Annotated in this window: 16 protein-coding genes and 2 pseudogenes; 11 read left to right on the plus strand and 7 right to left on the minus strand. The window is 65.2% G+C overall.

The features are described from left to right. Position 1: 1 nt before the first annotated feature. Positions 2–757 carry a (7aS)-7a-methyl-1,5-dioxo-2,3,5,6,7,7a-hexahydro-1H-indene-carboxyl-CoA hydrolase gene (echA20, locus tag ACNQVK_RS08510; RefSeq protein ID WP_418029174.1) on the minus strand — a complete coding sequence of 252 codons (756 nt, stop codon included), beginning with the start codon at positions 755–757 and terminating at the stop codon, positions 2–4. Between the two features lie 59 nt (positions 758–816). Here echA20 and ACNQVK_RS08515 point away from each other — a divergent pair, with 59 nt between their 5' ends. Together ACNQVK_RS08515 and ACNQVK_RS08520 are read left to right on the plus strand one after the other, a co-directional pair. Then, complete coding sequence (locus tag ACNQVK_RS08515) at positions 817–1,596, plus strand: SDR family oxidoreductase (protein ID WP_418029175.1); 780 nt, start codon at positions 817–819, stop codon at positions 1,594–1,596. A 12-nt stretch (positions 1,597–1,608) separates the two neighbouring features. Next, complete coding sequence (locus tag ACNQVK_RS08520) at positions 1,609–2,514, plus strand: SDR family oxidoreductase (protein WP_418029176.1); 906 nt, start codon at positions 1,609–1,611, stop codon at positions 2,512–2,514. Between the two features lie 78 nt (positions 2,515–2,592). Here ACNQVK_RS08520 and ACNQVK_RS08525 read toward each other — a convergent pair whose 3' ends face one another. The 6 genes and pseudogenes from ACNQVK_RS08525 to ACNQVK_RS08550 all read right to left on the minus strand — a co-directional run bounded on the left by ACNQVK_RS08525 (position 2,593) and on the right by ACNQVK_RS08550 (position 9,521). Then, positions 2,593–3,921, minus strand: a complete 1,329-nt coding sequence (locus ACNQVK_RS08525) for a histidine phosphatase family protein (RefSeq protein WP_418029177.1) — start codon at positions 3,919–3,921, stop codon at positions 2,593–2,595. Between the two features lie 181 nt (positions 3,922–4,102). Next, the gene (locus ACNQVK_RS08530) at positions 4,103–5,542 is read right to left on the minus strand and encodes a histidine phosphatase family protein (protein ID WP_418029178.1); all 1,440 of its coding nucleotides are present in this window, start codon (positions 5,540–5,542) and stop codon (positions 4,103–4,105) included. A 237-nt stretch (positions 5,543–5,779) separates the two neighbouring features. After that, the gene (locus ACNQVK_RS08535) at positions 5,780–7,270 is read right to left on the minus strand and encodes a histidine phosphatase family protein (RefSeq protein WP_418029179.1); all 1,491 of its coding nucleotides are present in this window, start codon (positions 7,268–7,270) and stop codon (positions 5,780–5,782) included. Positions 7,271–7,468: 198 nt separating this feature from the next. Further along, positions 7,469–7,949: pseudogene (locus ACNQVK_RS08540) on the minus strand (nitroreductase family deazaflavin-dependent oxidoreductase). Between the two features lie 10 nt (positions 7,950–7,959). Next, positions 7,960–8,370, minus strand: a complete 411-nt coding sequence (locus ACNQVK_RS08545) for a hypothetical protein (RefSeq protein ID WP_418029180.1) — start codon at positions 8,368–8,370, stop codon at positions 7,960–7,962. Then, complete coding sequence (locus ACNQVK_RS08550; RefSeq protein WP_418029181.1) at positions 8,370–9,521, minus strand: steroid 3-ketoacyl-CoA thiolase; 1,152 nt, start codon at positions 9,519–9,521, stop codon at positions 8,370–8,372. Before ACNQVK_RS08550 ends, ACNQVK_RS08545 begins: the two co-directional genes overlap by 1 nt. A gap of 167 nt (positions 9,522–9,688) precedes the next feature. On the opposite strand from ACNQVK_RS08550, the gene ACNQVK_RS08555 reads away from it, so the two are divergent. From ACNQVK_RS08555 to ACNQVK_RS08595, 9 genes and pseudogenes are all read left to right on the plus strand, one after another. Then, positions 9,689–10,957: a cytochrome P450 gene (locus ACNQVK_RS08555; RefSeq protein ID WP_418029182.1), complete on the plus strand. Its 1,269-nt coding sequence runs from the start codon at positions 9,689–9,691 to the stop codon at positions 10,955–10,957. 36 nt (positions 10,958–10,993) lie between these two features. Continuing rightward, positions 10,994–11,998: an acyl-CoA dehydrogenase family protein gene (locus ACNQVK_RS08560; RefSeq protein ID WP_418029183.1), complete on the plus strand. Its 1,005-nt coding sequence runs from the start codon at positions 10,994–10,996 to the stop codon at positions 11,996–11,998. Further along, a pseudogene (gene fadE29 / locus ACNQVK_RS08565) lies at positions 11,998–13,160 on the plus strand (acyl-CoA dehydrogenase FadE29). Before ACNQVK_RS08560 ends, fadE29 begins: the two are co-directional and overlap by 1 nt. Positions 13,161–13,174: 14 nt before the next feature. Continuing rightward, positions 13,175–14,146: a bifunctional MaoC family dehydratase N-terminal/OB-fold nucleic acid binding domain-containing protein gene (locus ACNQVK_RS08570; protein ID WP_418029184.1), complete on the plus strand. Its 972-nt coding sequence runs from the start codon at positions 13,175–13,177 to the stop codon at positions 14,144–14,146. Then, complete coding sequence (locus tag ACNQVK_RS08575; RefSeq protein ID WP_276130156.1) at positions 14,143–14,550, plus strand: MaoC family dehydratase; 408 nt, start codon at positions 14,143–14,145, stop codon at positions 14,548–14,550. The genes ACNQVK_RS08570 and ACNQVK_RS08575 overlap by 4 nt, the downstream gene beginning before the upstream one ends. Then, complete coding sequence (locus ACNQVK_RS08580; protein ID WP_418029185.1) at positions 14,550–15,707, plus strand: lipid-transfer protein; 1,158 nt, start codon at positions 14,550–14,552, stop codon at positions 15,705–15,707. The genes ACNQVK_RS08575 and ACNQVK_RS08580 overlap by 1 nt, the downstream gene beginning before the upstream one ends. A 75-nt stretch (positions 15,708–15,782) precedes the next feature. Continuing rightward, positions 15,783–16,880, plus strand: a complete 1,098-nt coding sequence (locus ACNQVK_RS08585) for a hypothetical protein (RefSeq protein WP_418029186.1) — start codon at positions 15,783–15,785, stop codon at positions 16,878–16,880. A 21-nt stretch (positions 16,881–16,901) separates the two neighbouring features. Beyond that, positions 16,902–17,699, plus strand: coding sequence for a hypothetical protein (locus tag ACNQVK_RS08590; RefSeq protein ID WP_409548314.1), 798 nt, complete (start codon positions 16,902–16,904; stop codon positions 17,697–17,699). 206 nt (positions 17,700–17,905) lie between these two features. Continuing rightward, entirely contained in the window at positions 17,906–19,117 is a 1,212-nt protein-coding gene (locus ACNQVK_RS08595) for an FAD-dependent monooxygenase (protein WP_418029187.1), read from the plus strand. Positions 19,118–19,199 lie beyond the last annotated feature (82 nt).

A 19,199-nucleotide genomic window follows, 5' to 3' on the forward strand; every position in this document is an offset into this window, starting at 1 on the left:
GTTATTTCGATCCCTTGTCAGTGCCGGCGAAAGCGTCACGGTGCTCGTCGGACACACCGGACAGGTTGAGTTCGAAGGTGAAGCCCTGCTCCATGCGGTAGCGCGCGTTGACGGGCTGCACGTCGATGAAGTTCAGCGCCTCCTTGGCGGCCCGGATCACCCGGGTGTCCTTGCTGGCGATGTCGCGGGCAACGCGCAGCGCGGCCTCGTCGAGATCCTCGCGCGGGACCACCTCGTGCACCGACCCGAAGTGGTGCAGCGTCTCGGCGGGAACGGTGGCGGCGGTGAAGAACAGCCGGCGCATCAGGTGCTGGGGAACCAGCCGGGACAGATGGGTGGCGGCTCCGAGCGCGCCGCGCTCCACCTCGGGCAGGCCGAACTTGGCGTCATCGGAGGCCACGATCACGTCGGCGTTGCCGACGAGGCCGATGCCGCCGCCCACGCAGAACCCGTTGACCGCGGCGACGACGGGAACCTCGCACTCGTACACGGCCTTGAAGGCGTGGTAGCAGCCGCGGTTGGCGTCGATCAGCGCGCCGAAGCCCTCGGTGTTCTGCATCTCCTTGATGTCCACACCGGCGTTGAAGCCGCGGCCCTCGGCCCGAAGGATCACGACGTGGGTGCTGCGATCGCGGCCTGCCGCGGTGATCGCATCGCCGAGTTCGAACCAGCCGGCCGACGGGATGGCGTTGACGGGCGGGTAGTTGACGGTGACCGAGACGATGCCCGGCTCGACTGTCTTGGTGGTGATCGTCATCAATCCACTTCCTGAAGGGGTCGCTACCTAAGCAAGCACTTGCTTGGTACGCTAGCACAGTGACCGATACGCCAGAAGCCGGTGCCATCAATTTGGGTTTGACCGGCAAGGTGGTCCTGGTGACCGGCGGAGTGCGAGGGGTTGGCGCTGGGATCAGCGCGGTTTTCGCCGGTCAGGGCGCCACCGTGGTGACCTGCGCACGCCGTCCGGTCGAGGGATTGCCCTACGAATTCCACAGCTGCGACGTTCGTGATGACGACTCGGTGGCCGGACTCATCGAGGCCATCGTGGACAGGCATGGCCGACTGGACGCCGTGGTGAACAACGCCGGCGGATCGCCGTACGTGGCGGCCGCCGATGCGTCGGCCAAATTCAGCGCCAAGATCATCGAGCTCAACCTGCTCGGACCGCTGTCGGTCTCCCAGCACGCCAACGCGGTGATGCAGAAGCAGGAGACCGGCGGGACGATCGTCAACATCTCCAGTGTCAGTGGGCACCGGCCGACGCCGGGCACTGCGGCCTACGGCGCGGCCAAGGCCGGGATCGACAATCTGACCTCGACCCTGGCCGTCGAATGGGCGCCGAAGGTCCGGGTGAACTCGGTGATCGTGGGCATGGTCGAGACCGAGCAGTCCGAGCTGTTCTACGGCGACGCCGAGTCGGTTGCCGCCGTGGCCTCCACCGTGCCGCTGGGCCGGCTGGCCAAGCCCGCCGATATCGGCTGGGCCGCAGCATTTTTGACTTCTGACGCGGCGTCCTACATCAGTGGGGCGGCGCTGCAGGTGCACGGCGGTGGTGAGCCGCCGACCTACCTCGACGCCTCAAGCGCCAACAAATAAGGAGAAACAGCTATGGGATTGCTCGACGGCCGCGTGGTCATCGTGACGGGTGCCGGTGGCGGTATCGGGCGTGAGCACGCGCTCGCGTTCGCCGCCGAAGGTGCCCGCGTCGTGGTCAACGACATCGGGGTCGGCCTGGACGGTTCGCCGGCCGGTGGTGGCAGCGCGGCGCAGAACGTGGTCGACGAAATCGTCGCTGCCGGAGGCGAAGCCGTCACCAGCGGGGCCAACGTCGCCGACTGGGCGCAGGCCGAGGGTCTGATCCAGACCGCGGTGGACGCCTTCGGCACCCTGGACGTGCTGGTCAACAATGCCGGCATCGTGCGCGACCGGATGTTCGCCAACGCCACCGAAGAAGAGTTCGACGCCGTCACCGCTGTGCATCTCAAGGGGCACTTCGCCACCATGAAGCACGCCGCCGCGTACTGGCGGGCCAAGTCCAAGGCCGGCGAAACCGTCGACGCGCGCATCATCAACACGAGCTCCGGCGCCGGTCTGCAGGGCAGCGTCGGCCAGGCCACCTACAGCGCCTCCAAGGCCGGTATCGCCGCGCTGACCCTGGTGGCCGCCGCCGAGATGGGTCGTTACGGCGTCACGGTCAACGGCATTGCGCCGTCGGCCCGGACCCGGATGACCGAGACCGTGTTCGCCGACATGATGGCCACCCAGGACCAGGCCTTCGACGCCATGGCCGCGGAGAACATCTCCCCGCTGGTGGTGTGGCTGGGCAGCGTCGAGTCAAAGGACGTCACCGGCAAGGTGTTCGAGATCGAGGGCGGCAAGATCCGCATCGCCGAGGGCTGGGCCCACGGACCGCAGATCGACAAGGGCGCGAAGTGGGATCCCGCCGAACTGGGCCCGGTCGTCAACGACTTGCTGGCCAAGGCTCGCCCCGCGGTCCCGGTGTACGGCGCCTAGTTCTTTACGCCGAGTCTGCGCACAGATCGCGAAATCGGCTCTTCGATGGGCGATCTGCGCGCAGGCTCGATGTCTTTGTCAGCCTTTTGAGTTGGCCATGCGCTTGCCGCTGGTCTTGTCCGACCCGGCTTTGTCCGACCCGGACTGTGACGCCGCGTGGGAGGCCTTCGCCACCACCTTGCGCACCGCGTCTCCGGCTTTCTTCACCGATGACGAGACCTGCTCACGGGTGTTCTCGGCAGCGGCGCGCACCTTGTCGCCCGAGCGCTTGACCACTTTGTCGACACTTGAGGTGGACTTGTTGCTGTCGCTGAGATCTGCTGCAGCAGAGGGCTTCTTGACAGCGGACTGCACCCTGGCGGTAGCGGGCTCGGAGGTCTGGACCTCCTCGGTCACCGTGTTGACCGTGTTGCCCACCGCCGTCTCGACGCTCTCGATTCCCGACGACACCTTCTCGCGTAATTCGTTCTCGCTCTTCGGGAATGCCTTGTTCACCCGATCGATGACCTCGGCGCCGATCGCCCGGTTGAACTTGGTCACGGAGAAGCTCGCGTCGGCGATGCTCCGGTTGATCGCCGTGGCGATAGCCGCCGGATCACGGGTGGCGAAGGCATCTGTCACCTGCTCGGCCGCGGCGTTGAGCTGCCTCGACAGGGTCCTTACCTGCCGCAGGACCTCGACGTGGAACGCGGTTTCGGGGCCGATCTCGGTGCCGTTCCAGTTGACGACGCGCCAGCCGTCCTCAGGATTTCCCTCCACCACGACATAACCGGTGTTTCGCAGCGGATTGGTCATCAGCCACATCGGGTCCGCATTTTCCGCATTCAGGAAAACCCAGAACATGATGGCGCCGCCGTGCGAGAATGCCGCGACATTACGGTCCCCGTTGTCGTACATGGTCTGAATTGCGCCATCCATACGCGCATCGAATTCCCGCCCGTTGACAGACCCGGGAATGCGGGCGTCGAGATCACCCTGCAGCCATTTCAGCGGCGCCTGCAGGTAGCCTTTCACCGCATCGGATTCCGGGGTGCCCTCGTAGATCCCTGCCTCAATTTCCTGGAGGCCTGGAACCACCTGGATCGGCAGGCCCAGATACTCCGCCATCGGCGTGGCGGTCAGCTGGGTCCGGACCATAGTCGAGGCATAGATCGCGTCGTAGTTGTTGTCGCCCAGCACTTTGACGATGTCACGGGCCTGCTGCCGGCCCTTCTCCGTGAGGACCGGACCCGGCACGGATGAGTCGGCGACGTTGGCCGCATTCGCGGTGGATTCACCGTGACGAATGAACGTGATCCGCATGACTTCCGCTGCGTGGGCGACCGGAATGGCCAAAAGGAATGCCAGGAACATCATTCCCATGCCGGCGATCGTCGCCCGAACGCCCGGGCGTCTGAAATTACTCATATTGCTTCGTTCCTCCAATCATTGATGTGCAGGTGGAGCGAAATGAACGTATGAGTGAATTGGTTGGGCATGTGCAGATGTCTCGTTGTCTGAGACTGGTTATTGCACGGATTGCGAATGCGAATGCAAAAGGTGCCCCAGGCCAATTGGCCTGGGGCACCCCTTGAACAACGCCGACTGGTTAGGCGGCGTCCTTTTTGCCGGCGGTGTCGCTGCCGGCATTGCTCTCACTGGCGGCAGCCTTCTCGCCCGCAGGCTTGGCCACCCCTCCGGTGGCCTTCTTGACCGCGTCGCCGAGTTTCTTGATCGACGACGCCACCTGGTCCTGAGCATCCTTCACAGCGGTCCTAACCTGCTCGCCGGTACGGCTGAGCGACTTCGTGACGCCCGGCAGAGCCTTGTTGCCGTCGGACAGATCGGTCGCGCCACGGGGCTTGATGATGCCGTCGACGGTGGCCTTGAGCTTCGACCTCGCACCCGCGAGGGATGCGGAATCAGCCGGTTTCGTTGTGTCCGAGACGGTCTCCGTCACCGGAGCGGACTGCGCCTTCTGCTCGATGCTGTCCGTGGTCGCTTTCAGCGTGCTCTTGACGTCCTCGACCCCAGTGGACACCTTGTCCTGCACCTCGTTGGTGTTGCTCGGGAATGCATCGCTGACGCGCTTGATGATCTGCGCGTTGATGGCGCGGTTGAACTTGGTGACCGAGAAGGTTGCATCGGCGACACTGTGGTTGATGGCCGTCGCAATGGTCACGAAGTCACCCGTCTTGAACGCCTCCTTGACCTGATCCGCGGCGGCGGTCAGCTGGCGTGACAAAGTCCGGAGCTGGAGGTTCACCTCGTGTCCGAAGGTCGGTTCCGGGCTGAACTGCTTGCCGTTCCAATTCACCAGGGTCCAGCCGTCCTCGTTGTTGCCCTCGATCACGACGTAATCGGTGTTGTTCAACTGGGCTGTCTGCAGCAGCTGGAGCTTCTCCATCACGGTGAGGTTCTGAACGTTCATCAATGTCCAGAACATGATGGTGCCGCCGTGGGAGAACACCACGGCATTGCGGTCGCCGTTGTCGTACATCGTCTGTAGCGCGCCCCGGACCCGCTCGTCGAATACGTAGCCATTGAGGTTGGTACCCGGCATGTACGTGCTCTTGTCGAACGGGATCTGCGGGATCACGCCCGGGAGCGCCCATGCGATCGGATACAGACCGTACCCGCTGGCAGCGTTCGCCTCCGGTGTGCCCTCGAAGGCGCCGGCCTCGATCTCCTGCAGACCTGGCAGCACTTGGATCGGCAGGCCGAGACGCTGCGACATCGGTGCGGCGGTGAGCTGAGTCCGCACCATGGTCGACGCGTAGATGGCGTCGTAGTTGTTGTCGCCGAGCTTGTCGGCCACGGCCTGGGCCTGCTGCTGGCCCAGGGGGGTAAGGACCGGACCCGGGGTCTTGGTGTCGATCAGGCCGGAGGCGTTGCCCTCTGACTGCGCGTGGCGAATGAATGTCACCCGCATGACCTCGGCGGCATGGGCCACTGGCATCGCCAGGAAGAAGGCGAGGAATGCCAGGGCGACACCCCCTAGTAGACTTCGATACCGTGACGCCGGCGCGCCACCTCTGCGGCGGTTCATGTGTTTCCTCCATTGTGGCTGTAGGGATTTCACGTGACGTGCCGGTGACACTGCGTTGGCCGGCCAGAAACATTGTCTGGCGATTTGCGGCGAGGTCGAACAGTTATCCCGTTGAGCGGGAAGGTATTTGACAAAATTTGGGCGCTGCTCTACATCGGGTCAGAGACAGGTCGATCCCCCTCCTCATGCGAGGAGAGGGATCGACCCGGTTGGTATTACCTTGCTGTGACGCCTATTTCACGCGGCGTCCTTTGATGCGGCTTTCGGCTTGCCGGCGCTGTTGTCCTTGCCCGCCTTGACTGCCTTGGTGGTCTTGTCGGCACCCGCGAGCTTCTTGACGGTTTCGCGTGCCTGCTTGACCGAGGACTCGACGCCGCTGCGCACGTCGTCCGCAGCCTGGTTGACCCGGTCGCGAACCGCCGAGACGGCCTTACCCGGCTCCGCCTTGTTGCCATTGGTCAGCTTGGTGGCGCCGTTGGCGGTACGGGCGGCGGTGATCTTGGCCTGCACCGGCTCGGTCACCTTCTCGACCGCCGATGTGGCGTCCTCGGCGACGTTTTCGACGGCGGCCTTTGTGCTTTCGGTGACACCCTCGACGGCGGTCTTGGCCTTCTCGGCGAGATCGCCCGCTGCCGGGGTGCCGCTGTCGGCGACGACGTTGAGGGTGTTGAGCTTCGACACCTTCGATGTCGACTGACCCAGCGAGCCGGGGATGCCGGTGATCGCGTTGACGGTGTCGGTCACCGAGTCTGTCACGAACTTGACCCCGGCCTGCGCCACGTCCTGGAGACCCTGTGCACCGGTGGTCACGATGGCTTCCGGATCCAGGGAGAGGACCGGAATGCGCATGTTGTAGACCGCCTTCTGCGGGGCCACGATCAGATCGCGCACGTTGACGAACATCTTGGTCGCGTAGTCGGCATCGCCGACCTCTTGGCCGTTCCAGCTCACCAGATGCCAACTGCCGTCATCGTTCTTCGTGACCACCACGGTGTCGGTGTTGTCGAGCGTGTTCGCCAGGAGGGCCAAGCTGGGATTGTCGACGTTCATCAACGTCCACATCATGATGGTGGCGCCGTGGGAGAACACCGCGGCCTCGATCTCGCCGTCACCGTTGGTGTCGGTGGTTCCGGCTTCGACATCGGCCAGCGCATTCGTGACGCGCTCGTTGAACTCGAGGCCGGTCTCGCCGCCGGGGATCGGGACGAACTGCAAGCCCAGCGTCCACGCCAACGGGGCGAGGATGTAGCCGATGCGGCCGATGCCCTCTTTTTCGGAAAGGCCCTCGAAAATGCCGGCACTGATTTCCTGCACGCCGGAGTTCCGCTGCGGGTTGTTCGGGTCGTAGGAGCCCAGGATGGTGACCGGCAGCCCGGTCTTGTCGGCCAACGGCTTCGCGGTCTCTTGGGTGCGGATCATGGTCGAGGCGTAGAGCGCGTCGAACGGCGCTGCCGTTCCGGTGCAGGAGGTGGCACACAGCGCGTCAGCGAAGTTCTGGGCCTGCTGTTCGCCGGTTAGTCCGCCAGTCTGGTCCACCTCGTCATTGGTCAGGTGTGGTCCGGGCGTGCTGGTGTCGATGTACCCCGAGGCGTTGGCCTGCGACTCGGCGTGCCGGATGAACGTCACGGTCAGCGCGGAGGCGGGCAGGGTCGCGGCGGCGAACAGCGAACACGCGGTCAGGGTGGTCGCGGCGGCACCGGCAGCCCGGCGTCGAGTGGGTCGTTGCATAGGGTCTCCATCGGTTCACGAGAATGTGGCCTGCCGCTCACCTGTCGTTCACTGTGGGCGCGCTCACAGAACATAATCAAAATTCTGTTAACTCGTCAATTCTGCTACCGAGAGTTGCGTAATTGGCCAGCTCCAGGACACCTGGCAACGCAAAGCGCCCCTGACCTCGAGGTCAGGGGCGCTTTGGGCGAACGTCTGTTATGCCGGGTCGCAGATCACGATCGGGATCTTGCGGTCGGTGTAGGACCGGTAGTTCACGAAGTCGGCGTACATCGCGTCCAGCTTGGGCCAGTACACGTCGCGCTCGGCGTCGGTGGCGTCGCGCGCGGTGAGCTCCAGGGTCTCGTGTTTGGTCTGGAACTTCACCCGGGGATTGGCCACCAGGTTCAGGTACCACATCGGGTTGGTGGCCCTGGCCGCCCTGCGAGGCGACCAGCACGATGCGCTTGCCCTCCTGCAGGAACAGCAACGGGCTGTCACGTTCCTCGCCCGACTTGCGTCCGATCGTGGTCAGGATGCCGACTTCGGCGCCGCGCAGAAACTTGTCCCCGAAGCGTCCGCCTGTCTTCTTGAAGATCCAAGTCTGGGCGCGGGACATCCATTTGATGGCGGTGCCGGTCGATTTCGCGTTGAGGCGCTCGACCTGTTTGGCGTTGAGCGGGCGGGGGGTGTTGGCCATGCGGTGGACCTTAGCGGCTGATGAAGGGGGTCAGGGAGGCGCGGATGTGGTGGATCTTTCCGTCCGACGCCGGGATCAGGAACGTCTCGTCGACGTGTGAGCACACCCGCCGCCCGAACAGGCGCGGCTTGGTGAGCACGTCGAAGCGGGCGCGGACATGATCGCCGTCGACGCTGAACTCCGGCGCCGTCGTCTTCTCGATCAACTTGAACTGCGGGCCGTTGTTCAGGCTGCGGCGCAGGTGATCTCCGGACCGGCCGGTCTTCAGCCCCATCTCGATGCGGATGCAATCCGGCGTGAACGGGACCGCGTCGGCCTGATGGGTCACCAGCGCATCGATGTAGGCCTGTGCGGCCGCGATGCGCTCGGCGTCAGACCGTGCCGATTCCCCGGTCGCTTCGCTCCTGCCCTCCGGGGCCACTAGATGCGCTCGATGATCGTGCCGGTGGACAGCGCGCCGCCGGCACACATCGTGATCAGTGCCGTGCTCTTGTCGGTGCGCTCCAACTCATGGAGGGCGGTGGTGATCAGTCGGGCGCCGGTAGACCCGACCGGATGGCCGAGTGCGATGGCACCGCCGTTGACGTTGACCTTGTCCATGTCGGCGCCGTGCACCCGGGCCCAGGACAACACCACCGAGGCGAACGCCTCGTTGATCTCGACGAGGTCGATGTCGCCGATCTTCATGCCGGCCTTCTCCAGGACCTTCGCGGTGGACTGCACCGGGCCGTCGAGGTGGTAGTAGGTCTCGGCGCCGACGTTGGCCTGGCTGATGATGCGGGCCCGCGGCTTCAGGCCGAGGGACTTCGCCTTGTCTTCGTCCATCCACAGCACCGCCGCAGCGCCGTCAGAGATCTGCGAGGACGTTCCGGCGGTGTGGATACCGCCCTCCATCACCGGCTTCAAAGCGGCCAGGCCCTCAAGGGTGGTGTCGCGCAGACCCTGGTCGCGGCTGACCGTGTTCCATTCGGCGGTCGGCTGCTTGTTCTCGTCGATGACCGGCGCCTCGATCGGGGAGATCTCCCGGTCGAAACGGCCTTCGGCCCAGGCCTGCTTGGCCCTGGCCTGCGAGGCGAAGCCCAGTGCGTCGATGTCGGCGCGGGTGATGCCGCGGCGCTTGGCGATCCGCTCGGCGGCTTCGAACTGGTTGGGCAGGTCGATGTCCCACGACGCGGCGCGAGCCCCGCCGCCGTTGGCGCCCAGGCCGACCCGGCTCATCGCCTCGATGCCGCAGGCGATGCCGATGTCGATGGCGCCGGTGGCGATCAGGCCCGCGACCAGGTGGTTGGCCTGCTGGGCGCTGCCACACTGGCAGTCCACGCTGGTGGCGCCGACGTGCTCGGGCAGTCCGGCGATCAGCCAGGACTGACGGGTGACATTGTTGGCTTGCTCGCCGTACTGGGTGACGCAGCCGCCGATGACCTGCTCGACACTGCCGGGGTCGATTCCGGCCTTCTCGATGAGGGCCTTCTGGACGGCTCCGAGAAGCTCGGTGGCGTGCAGGCCGGACAACCAGCCGTTGCGCTTGCCGATGGGGCTGCGGGTGGCTTCGACGATGACAGGGTTACCCATGAAGCCAGGCTAGAACACGTTTCATTACTCTGACAAGCGCGGATGCATCACTACCTTTGATCTGCGGTCAAGGCGTGTTTCAATGGTCTCAATTGGTACTAGACCACGTTGTTTCAAGCATTGCTGGCTACGCGCACGGCTTGCTACAGACACTAGGAGTTAGACACATGGGCTGCCCGAACATCCCCAAGGATTTCGACTTCCTCGATTCCGAGCTCAACCTCAGGGGCCTGCCGGTCGAAGAGCTCGCCGAGCTCCGTAAGGCCGAGCCGGTTCGCTGGGTCGACGTGCCCGGTGGCACCGGAGGCTTCGGCGACAAGGGCTACTGGTTGGTCACCCGGCACGAGGACGTCAAGGACGTCTCACTGCGCAGCGAGGTGTTCTCCAGCGCGATGAACGGTGCGATCCCGGTCTGGCCGCAGGAGATGACCCGCGAAGCGGTCGACCTGCAGAAGGCCGTCCTGCTCAACATGGACGCCCCCCACCACACCCGGCTGCGCAAGATCATCTCCCGTGGGTTCACTCCGCGTGCCCTGGCGCGGCTCGAGGACGAGCTGAACAACCGCGCTCAGCAGATCGCCAAGAACGCCGCGGCGTCGAACACCGGCGATTTCGTCGAGCAGGTCTCCTGCGAGTTGCCGCTGCAGGCCATCGCCGAACTGCTCGGCGTGCCCCAGGACGATCGCGACAAGCTGTTCCGCTGGTCCAACGAGATGACCGCCGGCGACGATCCCGAGTACGCCGACGTCGACCCGGCCATGTCCTCGTTCGAGGTCATCACTTACGCCATGAAGATGGCCGAAGAGCGGGGCAAGAACCCGACCGACGACATCGTGACCAAGCTGATCCAGGCCGACATCGACGGCGAGAAGCTCAGCGACGATGAGTTCGGCTTCTTCGTCATCATGCTGGCGGTCGCGGGCAACGAGACCAGCCGCAACTCGATCACCCACGGCATGATCGCGTTCTCGCAGAACCCCGACCAGTGGGAGCTGTTCAAGCGGGAGCGGCCGAAGACCGCCGTCGACGAGATCATTCGTTGGGCCACGCCGGTGTCGGCCTTCCAGCGCACCGCCAGCGAGGACACCGAGATCTCCGGCGTCAAGATCAAGGCGGGCGAGCGTGTGGTGATGTCCTACCGCTCGGCGAACTTCGACGACGCGGTGTTCGAGGACCCGTTCACCTTCAACATCCTTCGCGATCCCAACCCGCACGTCGGCTTCGGCGGCACCGGGGCGCACTACTGCATCGGAGCCAACCTGGCCCGCCTGACGATCAACCTGATCTTCAACGCGGTCGCCGATCACATGCCCGACCTCAAGCCGGTCGGGGATCCCGAACGGCTGAAGTCCGGCTGGCTCAATGGTATTAAGCATTGGCCGGTCGACTACACGGGCACGTGCCCCGTGGCCGGCGGGCCGGCGCATCAGGCCTGAGCGCACTGTCGTCTAAACGGATCAAGGAGGATTCGGGTGGATTTCACACCGAACCCAGAACAGCAGGCTGTCGCCGACGTGGTGACTTCTGTTCTGGAACGCGACAACACCTGGGATGCACTGGTTTCCGGTGGTGTCGCGGCGCTGGGAGTGCCGGAACGACTCGGTGGTGACGGTCTGGGGCTGCCCGAGCTGTCGACGGCGTTGACCGAGATCGGCCGGCACGGCACGACCGGTCCGGCGCTGGCCACCGTGGGCCTCGGTCTGGTGACGCTGCTCGACCTGGCTTCCGACGCCCAGCAGGACCGCTACCTCGCCGGTGTGGCGACGGGTGCGCTGCTCTCGGCGGCGCTCAACGAGCCCGGGCAGTCACTGCCGGAGCGTCCCGCGACCAACTTCGCGGAAGGCAAGCTCAACGGCACCAAAATCGGTGTGCCCTATGCCGAGACGGCCAAGTGGCTGGTGGTCACCGCCGACAACGCGGTGGTGGTGGTCTCGCCCGAGGCCGACGGCGTGACGGTCACCAAGACCCCGACCTCCAACGGTTCCGACGAATACGCGGTCACGTTCGCCGATGTCGTGGTCGACGCTGCCGACGTGCTCGACGGCGCGAGCGCGCACCGGGTCAACCAGCTGGCGCTCGCCGTCACCGGGGCATTCGCCGCCGGGCTGGTGGCCGGCGCACTGCGGTTGACCGCCGACTACGTGGCCACCCGTGAGCAGTTCGGCCGTCCCCTCTCGACGTTCCAGACGGTGGCCGCACAGCTGTCCGAGGTCTACATCGCCTCGCGGACAATCTCTTTGCTGTCCACTTCGGCTCTGTGGCGGCTGTCCGAGGGGCTCGACGCCGACGAGGACCTGGCCATTCTGGGCTACTGGCTCACTTCGCAGGCCGCGCCGGCCATGCGGCTGTGCCATCACCTGCACGGCGGTATGGGTATGGACATCACCTACCCGATGGACCGCTACTACTCCTCGATCAAGGATCTGACCCGGCTGTTGGGTGGTCCGTCGCATCGCCTCGATTTGGTGGGAGCGTAATGTTCATCGATCTGACGACCGAGCAGCGTGCGCTGCAAGCCGAACTGCGGGAATACTTCTCGACTCTCATCACGCCCGAAGAGGCCGCGGCGATGGAGTCCGACCGGCACAACGAGGCCTACCGTGCGGTGATCAAGCGCATGGGCAGCGACGGCAAGCTCGGCGTCGGTTGGCCCAAGGAGTACGGCGGCCTCGGCTTCGGCCCGGTGGAGCAGCAGATCTTCATCAACGAGGCCAACCGCGCCGACATCCCGTTGCCGATGGTCACGCTGCAGACGGTGGGACCCACCCTTCAGGCGCTCGGCACTGAGGCACAGAAGAAGAAGTTTCTCCCCGGAATCCTTGCCGGCGAAGTGCATTTCGCGATCGGCTATTCGGAGCCTGAGGCGGGTACCGACCTGGCGTCTCTGCGCACCACCGCCGTCAAGCACGGCGACGAATACATCGTCAACGGGCAGAAGATGTGGACCACCGGCGCCCACGACGCCGACTACATCTGGCTGGCCTGCCGCACCGATCCGGAAGCCGCCAAGCACAAGGGCATCTCGATCCTGATCGTCGACACCAAGGATCCCGGCTACTCCTGGACCCCGATCATCCTGTCCGACGGGGCGCACCACACCAACGCGTCGTACTACAACGATGTGCACGTCCCCGCCGACATGCTCGTCGGCGAGGAGAACGGCGGCTGGAAGCTCATCACCACCCAGCTCAACCACGAGCGGGTCGGCCTGGGCCGGCCGGCCGCATTGCCGGAATCTACGATCAGGTGCACGGCTGGGCTTCCAAGCCCGGTTCGGACGGCGTCACGCCGATCGAGCACGACGACGTGAAACGCCTTCTGGGGCAGATCAAGTCGATCTGGCGGATCAACGAGCTGCTCAACTGGCAGGTGGCCGCCTCCGGCGAGACCATCGCCGTGGCCGATGCCGCTGCCACCAAGGTGTTCTCCACCGAGCGCATCCAAGAGGTCGGCCGCCTGGCCGAGGAGATCGTCGGCAAGTACGGCAACCCGGCCGACTCCGAGACTGCCGAACTGCTGGTCTGGCTGGACAAGATGGCCAAGCGCAATCTGGTGATCACGTTCGGTGGTGGCGTCAACGAGGTGATGCGCGAGATGATCGCGGCGTCGGGTCTGCGGGTGCCGAGAGTTCCTCGGTAGAGCGAAGGGTTGAGATGAGCGCGAATCTTCAGGCAGGGATCGACCAGATCATCGCGTCCGGGACGAGCAAGCCCACGGTGGCACGGGACCCGGTGAATCAGCCCATGATTCACCACTGGGTCGACGCGATCGGTGACAAGAACCCGATCTACGTCGACGCGGAAGCCGCCAAGGCTGCAGGTCATCCCGGCATCGTGGCGCCGCCGGCGATGATCCAGGTCTGGACCATGATGGGGTTGGGGCGCAGCCGGTCCGACGATGATCCGCTGGGCAGGGCGATGAAGTTGTTCGACGATGCCGGGTATGTCGGTGTCGTCGCCACCAACTGCGACCAGACCTATCACCGCTACCTCCAGCCCGGCGAACAGGTGGTGATGAGCGCCGAGATCGTCGGCATCGTGGGGCCCAAGCAGACCGCGCTGGGTGAGGGCTACTTCATCAATCAGAAGATCCGCTGGCATGTCGGTGACGAGGAAGTCGCCGACATGGACTGGCGCATCATGAAGTTCCTTCCCGCCGCCAAGCAGGCAGCCGCGGAAGCCGCCGAAACCTATGAGATCCCAGAAGATCTCGACCCGGACAAGCTGATGCGACCGTCCTCGTCACGGGACACCAAGTTCTTCTGGGACGGCATCAACGCCCACGAGCTTCGGATCCAGCGCCGCCCCGACGGCACGTTGCAGCACCCGCCGGTGCCCGCGGTGTGGGCCGACAAGGACGCTCCCGCCGATTACGTCGTTGCCTCCGGCAAGGGCACGGTCTTCAGCTACGTCGTGCACCATGCGCCGAAGGTGCCCGGACGCAGCCTGCCGTTCGTGATCGCCCTCGTCGAACTCGAGGAGGGGGTCCGGATGCTGGGCGAGCTGCGCGGGATCGCCGCCGATCAGGTGAAGATCGGCATGCCGGTCTCCGCGACCTATCTCGACTTCCCGGACAGTGAGATCAGCCCAGCCTGGACGTTGTACGCATGGGAGCCACAAGCATGAGCCCGACTGTCTCCGACGTTCGAGTCGGCACCACACTTCCCGAACTCAAGATCTACGGCGACCCGACGTTCATCGTCTCCACCGCCATCGCGACGCGCGACTACCAGGATGTGCACCACGATCGGGACCTGGCGCAGGCCAAGGGTTCCAAGGACATTTTCGTCAACATCCTGACCGACACCGGACTGGTCGGTCGGTACGTGACCGACTGGGCGGGTCCGAACGCGTTCGTCAAGTCGATCAAGCTGCGCCTGGGGGTGCCCTGGTACGCCTACGACACCATCACGTTCACCGGAGAGGTCACCGAGATCGAAGGCGACCTGGTGACACTGAAGGTGGTGGGCAGCAACAGCCTTGGCAACCACGTCATCGCCACGTCCACACTTACTTTGGGGGACAACTGATGCTCTCCGGCAAGGCAGCCATCGCCGGTATCGGCGCCACCGACTTCTCCAAGAATTCCGGTCGCAGTGAGCTGCGGCTGGCGGCCGAGGCCGTGCTCGATGCCCTCGACGACGCCGGCCTCAAGCCGTCCGATGTCGACGGCCTGGTGACGTTCACGATGGACTCCAACCTGGAGACCGCCGTGGCGCGGTCCACTGGGATCGGGGACCTGAAGTTCTTCAGCCAGATCGGCTATGGCGGCGGCGCCGCGGCCGCGACCGTGCAGCAGGCGGCTCTCGCGGTCGCCACGGGTGTGGCCGAAGTCGTTGTGGCCTACCGGGCCTTCAATGAGCGCTCGGAGTTCCGGTTCGGCCAGGTGATGACGGGCCTGACCGTCAACGCCGACTCGCGCGGCGTCGAGTACAGCTGGTCCTACCCGCACGGACTGAGCACCCCGGCCGCTTCGGTGGCCATGATCGCCCAGCGGTACATGCACGAATACGGCGCCACGAGTGCGGATTTTGGCGCTGTGTCGGTGGCCGACCGCAAGCATGCCGCGACCAACCCGAAGGCGTTCTTCTACGGCAAGCCGATCACCATCGAGGATCACCAGAATTCGCGGTGGATCGCCGAACCGCTGCGGCTGCTCGACTGCTGCCAGGAGAGCGACGGCGGCGTGGCCATCGTCGTCACCACGCCCGAGCGGGCCAAGGATCTCAAGCACCGGCCGGCGATCATCGAGGCTGCCGCGCAGGGCGCAGGCACCGACCAGTTCACCATGTACTCGTACTACCGCGACGAGCTCGGCCTTCCCGAGATGGGTCTGGTGGGCCGTCAGCTCTGGGAGCAGAGTGGTCTGTCGCCCGACGACATCCAGACCGCGATCCTTTACGACCACTTCACCCCGTACACGTTGATCCAGCTCGAGGAGCTCGGCTTCTGCGGTAAGGGCGAGGCCAAGGACTTCATCGCCGGCGGCGCCATCGAGCTCGGCGGCCGGTTGCCGATCAACACCCACGGCGGTCAGCTCGGTGAGGCCTACATCCACGGGATGAACGGCATTGCCGAGGGCGTCCGCCAATTGCGGGGTACTTCGGTCAACCAGGTCGAGGGTGTCGAGCATGTGCTGGTCACCGCGGGAACCGGGGTGCCGACTTCGGGATTGATCCTCGGATAAAGGTGCATCGCCACCCCCGATCGGCACGGTAATGTTTGCTCCGGATGTGCATCACGCGTAGAAGGGGGCCGTGGCATGGGGATGCCGCGCGACAGCAGCCCGTACGGGTCGCAGACGTTGCAGGGACCGGCTTGGCCGAATATCGATGAAGACCAGTTGACCGCGGCTGCGGCGTCGTACACGAAGGTCGCGACCAAGATCAGCGGCAACGTCGTCCCGCAGCAGACCAATCAGCTCTCGAAGCTGACCGGTGAGTGGCAGGGCGGCGCGTCGGTGGCGGCCTCGGGTGAGGCGACCACGATGATCGCCGGCCACGAGGCGAATGCAGCTCAGGCGCAGGCCATCGCCACCGCGTTGACCACGATGGCGGCTTCCGTGGTGCAGACCAAGACCACGCTCAATGCGGCCGCCGAAGAGGTCCAGCAGGAGGTCACCGCCCTGCAGGCGTTGCCGTTCAGCAACAAGCAGGAGCTGATCGAGAGCCGGATCAAGATGGGGCTGTCGCAGAACATCGCGACGGTCTCGGCCGCGAGCAGTGAGATGGCCAGCAGCCTGGGCACGATAGCCAACCTCCCGCAGGTCGGAACCCCACCGACGGCTCAGGCGACGCAAGCGGCCCAAAAGGGCAGCGAGCAGATGATGCAGATGATCAGCCAGCTCCCGCAGATGCTGGGCCAGATCCCGCAGATGCTCGGGCAGATTCCCCAGCAGCTCTCCCAACCTCTGCAGCAGCTGTCGCAGCCCCTGCAGCAGCTCACGCAGATGCTGGGCTCGGGCGGCAAGGGCACCGGTGGCGGGCCCAGCCCGTTCTCGGCATTCTCGAACCATCCGCTGGCCGGAGGGTCCGGGCCGAGCAGCGGCGCGGGGATGGTCAAGGCGGCGGGATTGCCGGGTGGCTCGGGTGGCGGGAGTCCACAGACACCCCTGCTGTCGAAGATGGTCGGTGGCGGTACCGCACCCGTTTCCGTCGACGCCGGCGCCAGTGCCGCTGTGATCGGCGGCGTCGCGCCGGTGGCTGCCGCCAACGCGGCGGGCGGCATGGGCGGTGGCATGGGCATGATGGGCGGCGGCCAGCGCGCCGGTGGCGGCGGCGGTACGACGTCCGGACTGGCCGTCCCGGCCCCGCTGGAACACGAGTTGGGTGATGGCGATGACGACTTTGACGACTGGTGATCTGACGCTAGGAGGGGACCGATGACCGCACCGATGCAGACGCCCGGCGCACTCAACTGGAGTGCCGCTGGAATCGAGCTGCCGGACATGCCGCCGATCCAGGCCGGCGAAGACGCCATGAGCATGACCATCGCCGGCATCTTGCCGACCCTGGCGGCGTCGCTGACCACGAACGTGACGGCCCTGTCGGCCAAAGAGAACATGTTCAACGCCAAGCTTTCCGATGCCCAGGGCGCCTACGAGAAGGCCGACGAATCCGGTGGGCAGGGCGTCGGCCAGCTGGGCCAGATGATGGGGCAGCTGGGCCAGATGGGCCAGATGGCCGGCCAGCCCGCCCAGATGGCGGGCCAGATGGGCGGCCAGTTCGGCTCGCTCATGGAGCCGTTGATGAAGGCCATGGAAGGCGCCAAGGGCGACGGCGCGGGGAAAGACGGTGCACCCGGTGCCGGCCAACCCGGTGGCCCGGGTGGTCCCGGCGGTCCGAACCCGCAACAGCAGCAGGAAGAGCGCGAGGCCAAGCTCAACGATCGGGACAAGCAGCAGAACGATCGGGAGACGGCCCAGAACGACCGCGACGCTGCGCAGGACCGGCGTGAAGCGGGCCTGGACTCTCGTGAGACTCAGATGAACGAGCGCACCGGTGGGGCTGCTTCGTCGGCACCGCATTCGGCGCCTCCGGTCACGCATTCGGCCCCGCCTGCTGCTGCCGCTCCGGCACCGGCTGCGCCCGCGCCGAGCCAGCCGGCTCCCGGCCCGGTTCCGGTGGCACCCGAGGCCCCACGTCATTCCGGTGGGGACGATCTCTGGAAGCGCATGTAGCGAAGTTCGGAGTCCTGTTTGCTGTGCCCGGCACTGCCTGCCGGGCACAGCGATCTGCGGTGGCCAGACAGCACATCTTCTTGCCTACGCAGACAATGCCCGCGAACTGATCGAGCAACGCTGACGCGGTTTTGGCAAATGCCTCCCGTCGGCGCAGTCCGGTTGCGATCATCAAGAACGCCGGATTCCTCGCGGGGAGGGTCGAAGTGAAGATCGTGTGTGTCGGTGGGGGACCTGCCGGGTTGTCGTTCGCGACCTTGATGAAGATGCGTGATCAGTCGCACGAGATCACGGTTCTGGAACGTAACCCCGCAGGATCGACGTACGGCTGGGGAATCACCTACTGGCAGCCACTTCTGGACAAGCTCGTCGATATCGATCCACGCCTGGCGGATGAGATCCGGGAGAGTTCCTTCCGGTGGTCCGGCAGCTTGGTCGACCTGGAAGGCGCTCGGACGGAGAGCCTCGGGCACAGCGGATTGAGTATCAGTCGTCAGGCGCTGGTCGACATATTGGCCAGGCGTGCAACAGAACTCGGAATTGACATTCAGTTCGAGCACGATGTGGCGGATCCGTCTCAATTGCCTGAAGCCGATTTGATAGTCGCGTGTGACGGCGTCAACAGTCGGCTGAGGAAGCTCCACTCGGGTACTTTCGGGACCAACGTCGTCACGGGCAGAAACAAGTACATCTGGCTGGGCACCGGCAAGGTTTTCGATGCGTTCAACTTCGCATTCACCGAGACCGACGCCGGCTGGATCTGGTTCTACGGCTACGGTTTTGACGGGCGGGCCAGTACCGTCATCGTCGAGTGCTCACCGGAGACCTGGGCTGGGCTCGGCTTCGACGCGCTGGACGAGAAGGATGCCACGGCGCTGTTGAGCAGGATCTTCGCGCGGCAGCTGGACGGTCATCCGCTGTTGAGCGCCGCGCCCAACCACACCGGGGCGGCGTGGGGGAACTTCGCGACGGTGACCAACGAGAGATGGCACCACGACAACATCGTGCTGATGGGGGACGCGGCTCACACCACGCATTACAGCATCGGATCAGGGACGATCTTGGCGCTTGAGGACGGCATCGCACTCGCTGAGAAGCTCTGCGGGGAGCAGGATTTGGTCTCCGCGCTCGATTCCTACCAAACCGAGCGCGTGCGCGCGATAGTGCCTCACCAGGGCTGGGCACGAAATAGTGCACAGTGGTACGAGGACCTTACGCGCTACGTTGGATTGCCGCCGGCGGAGTTCTCGGTAGCGCTCCGGGCGCGCCGATCGCCGATGCTGCCCCACTTCCCGCCGCGGATCTATTGCCGGTTGTACCGAATGGTGGAGCGACTGTACCGACTGACACAAGACTCGGCAGGGCTGCGCAAGTTGCGGGAGCAGTTGGGGCCCAAAGCTATCCGATCAGGTGGGTGACGTCGTCCCCAAAACGACACTGGAGTGGCCGTCGAGGTCGACAGCCACTCCAGCGTGACAAAGCGGGTGGAGCAAAAAGAAG

This window comes from Mycobacterium sp. 134 (assembly GCF_048282715.1).
Classification (GTDB): Bacteria; Actinomycetota; Actinomycetes; order Mycobacteriales; family Mycobacteriaceae; genus Mycobacterium; species Mycobacterium septicum.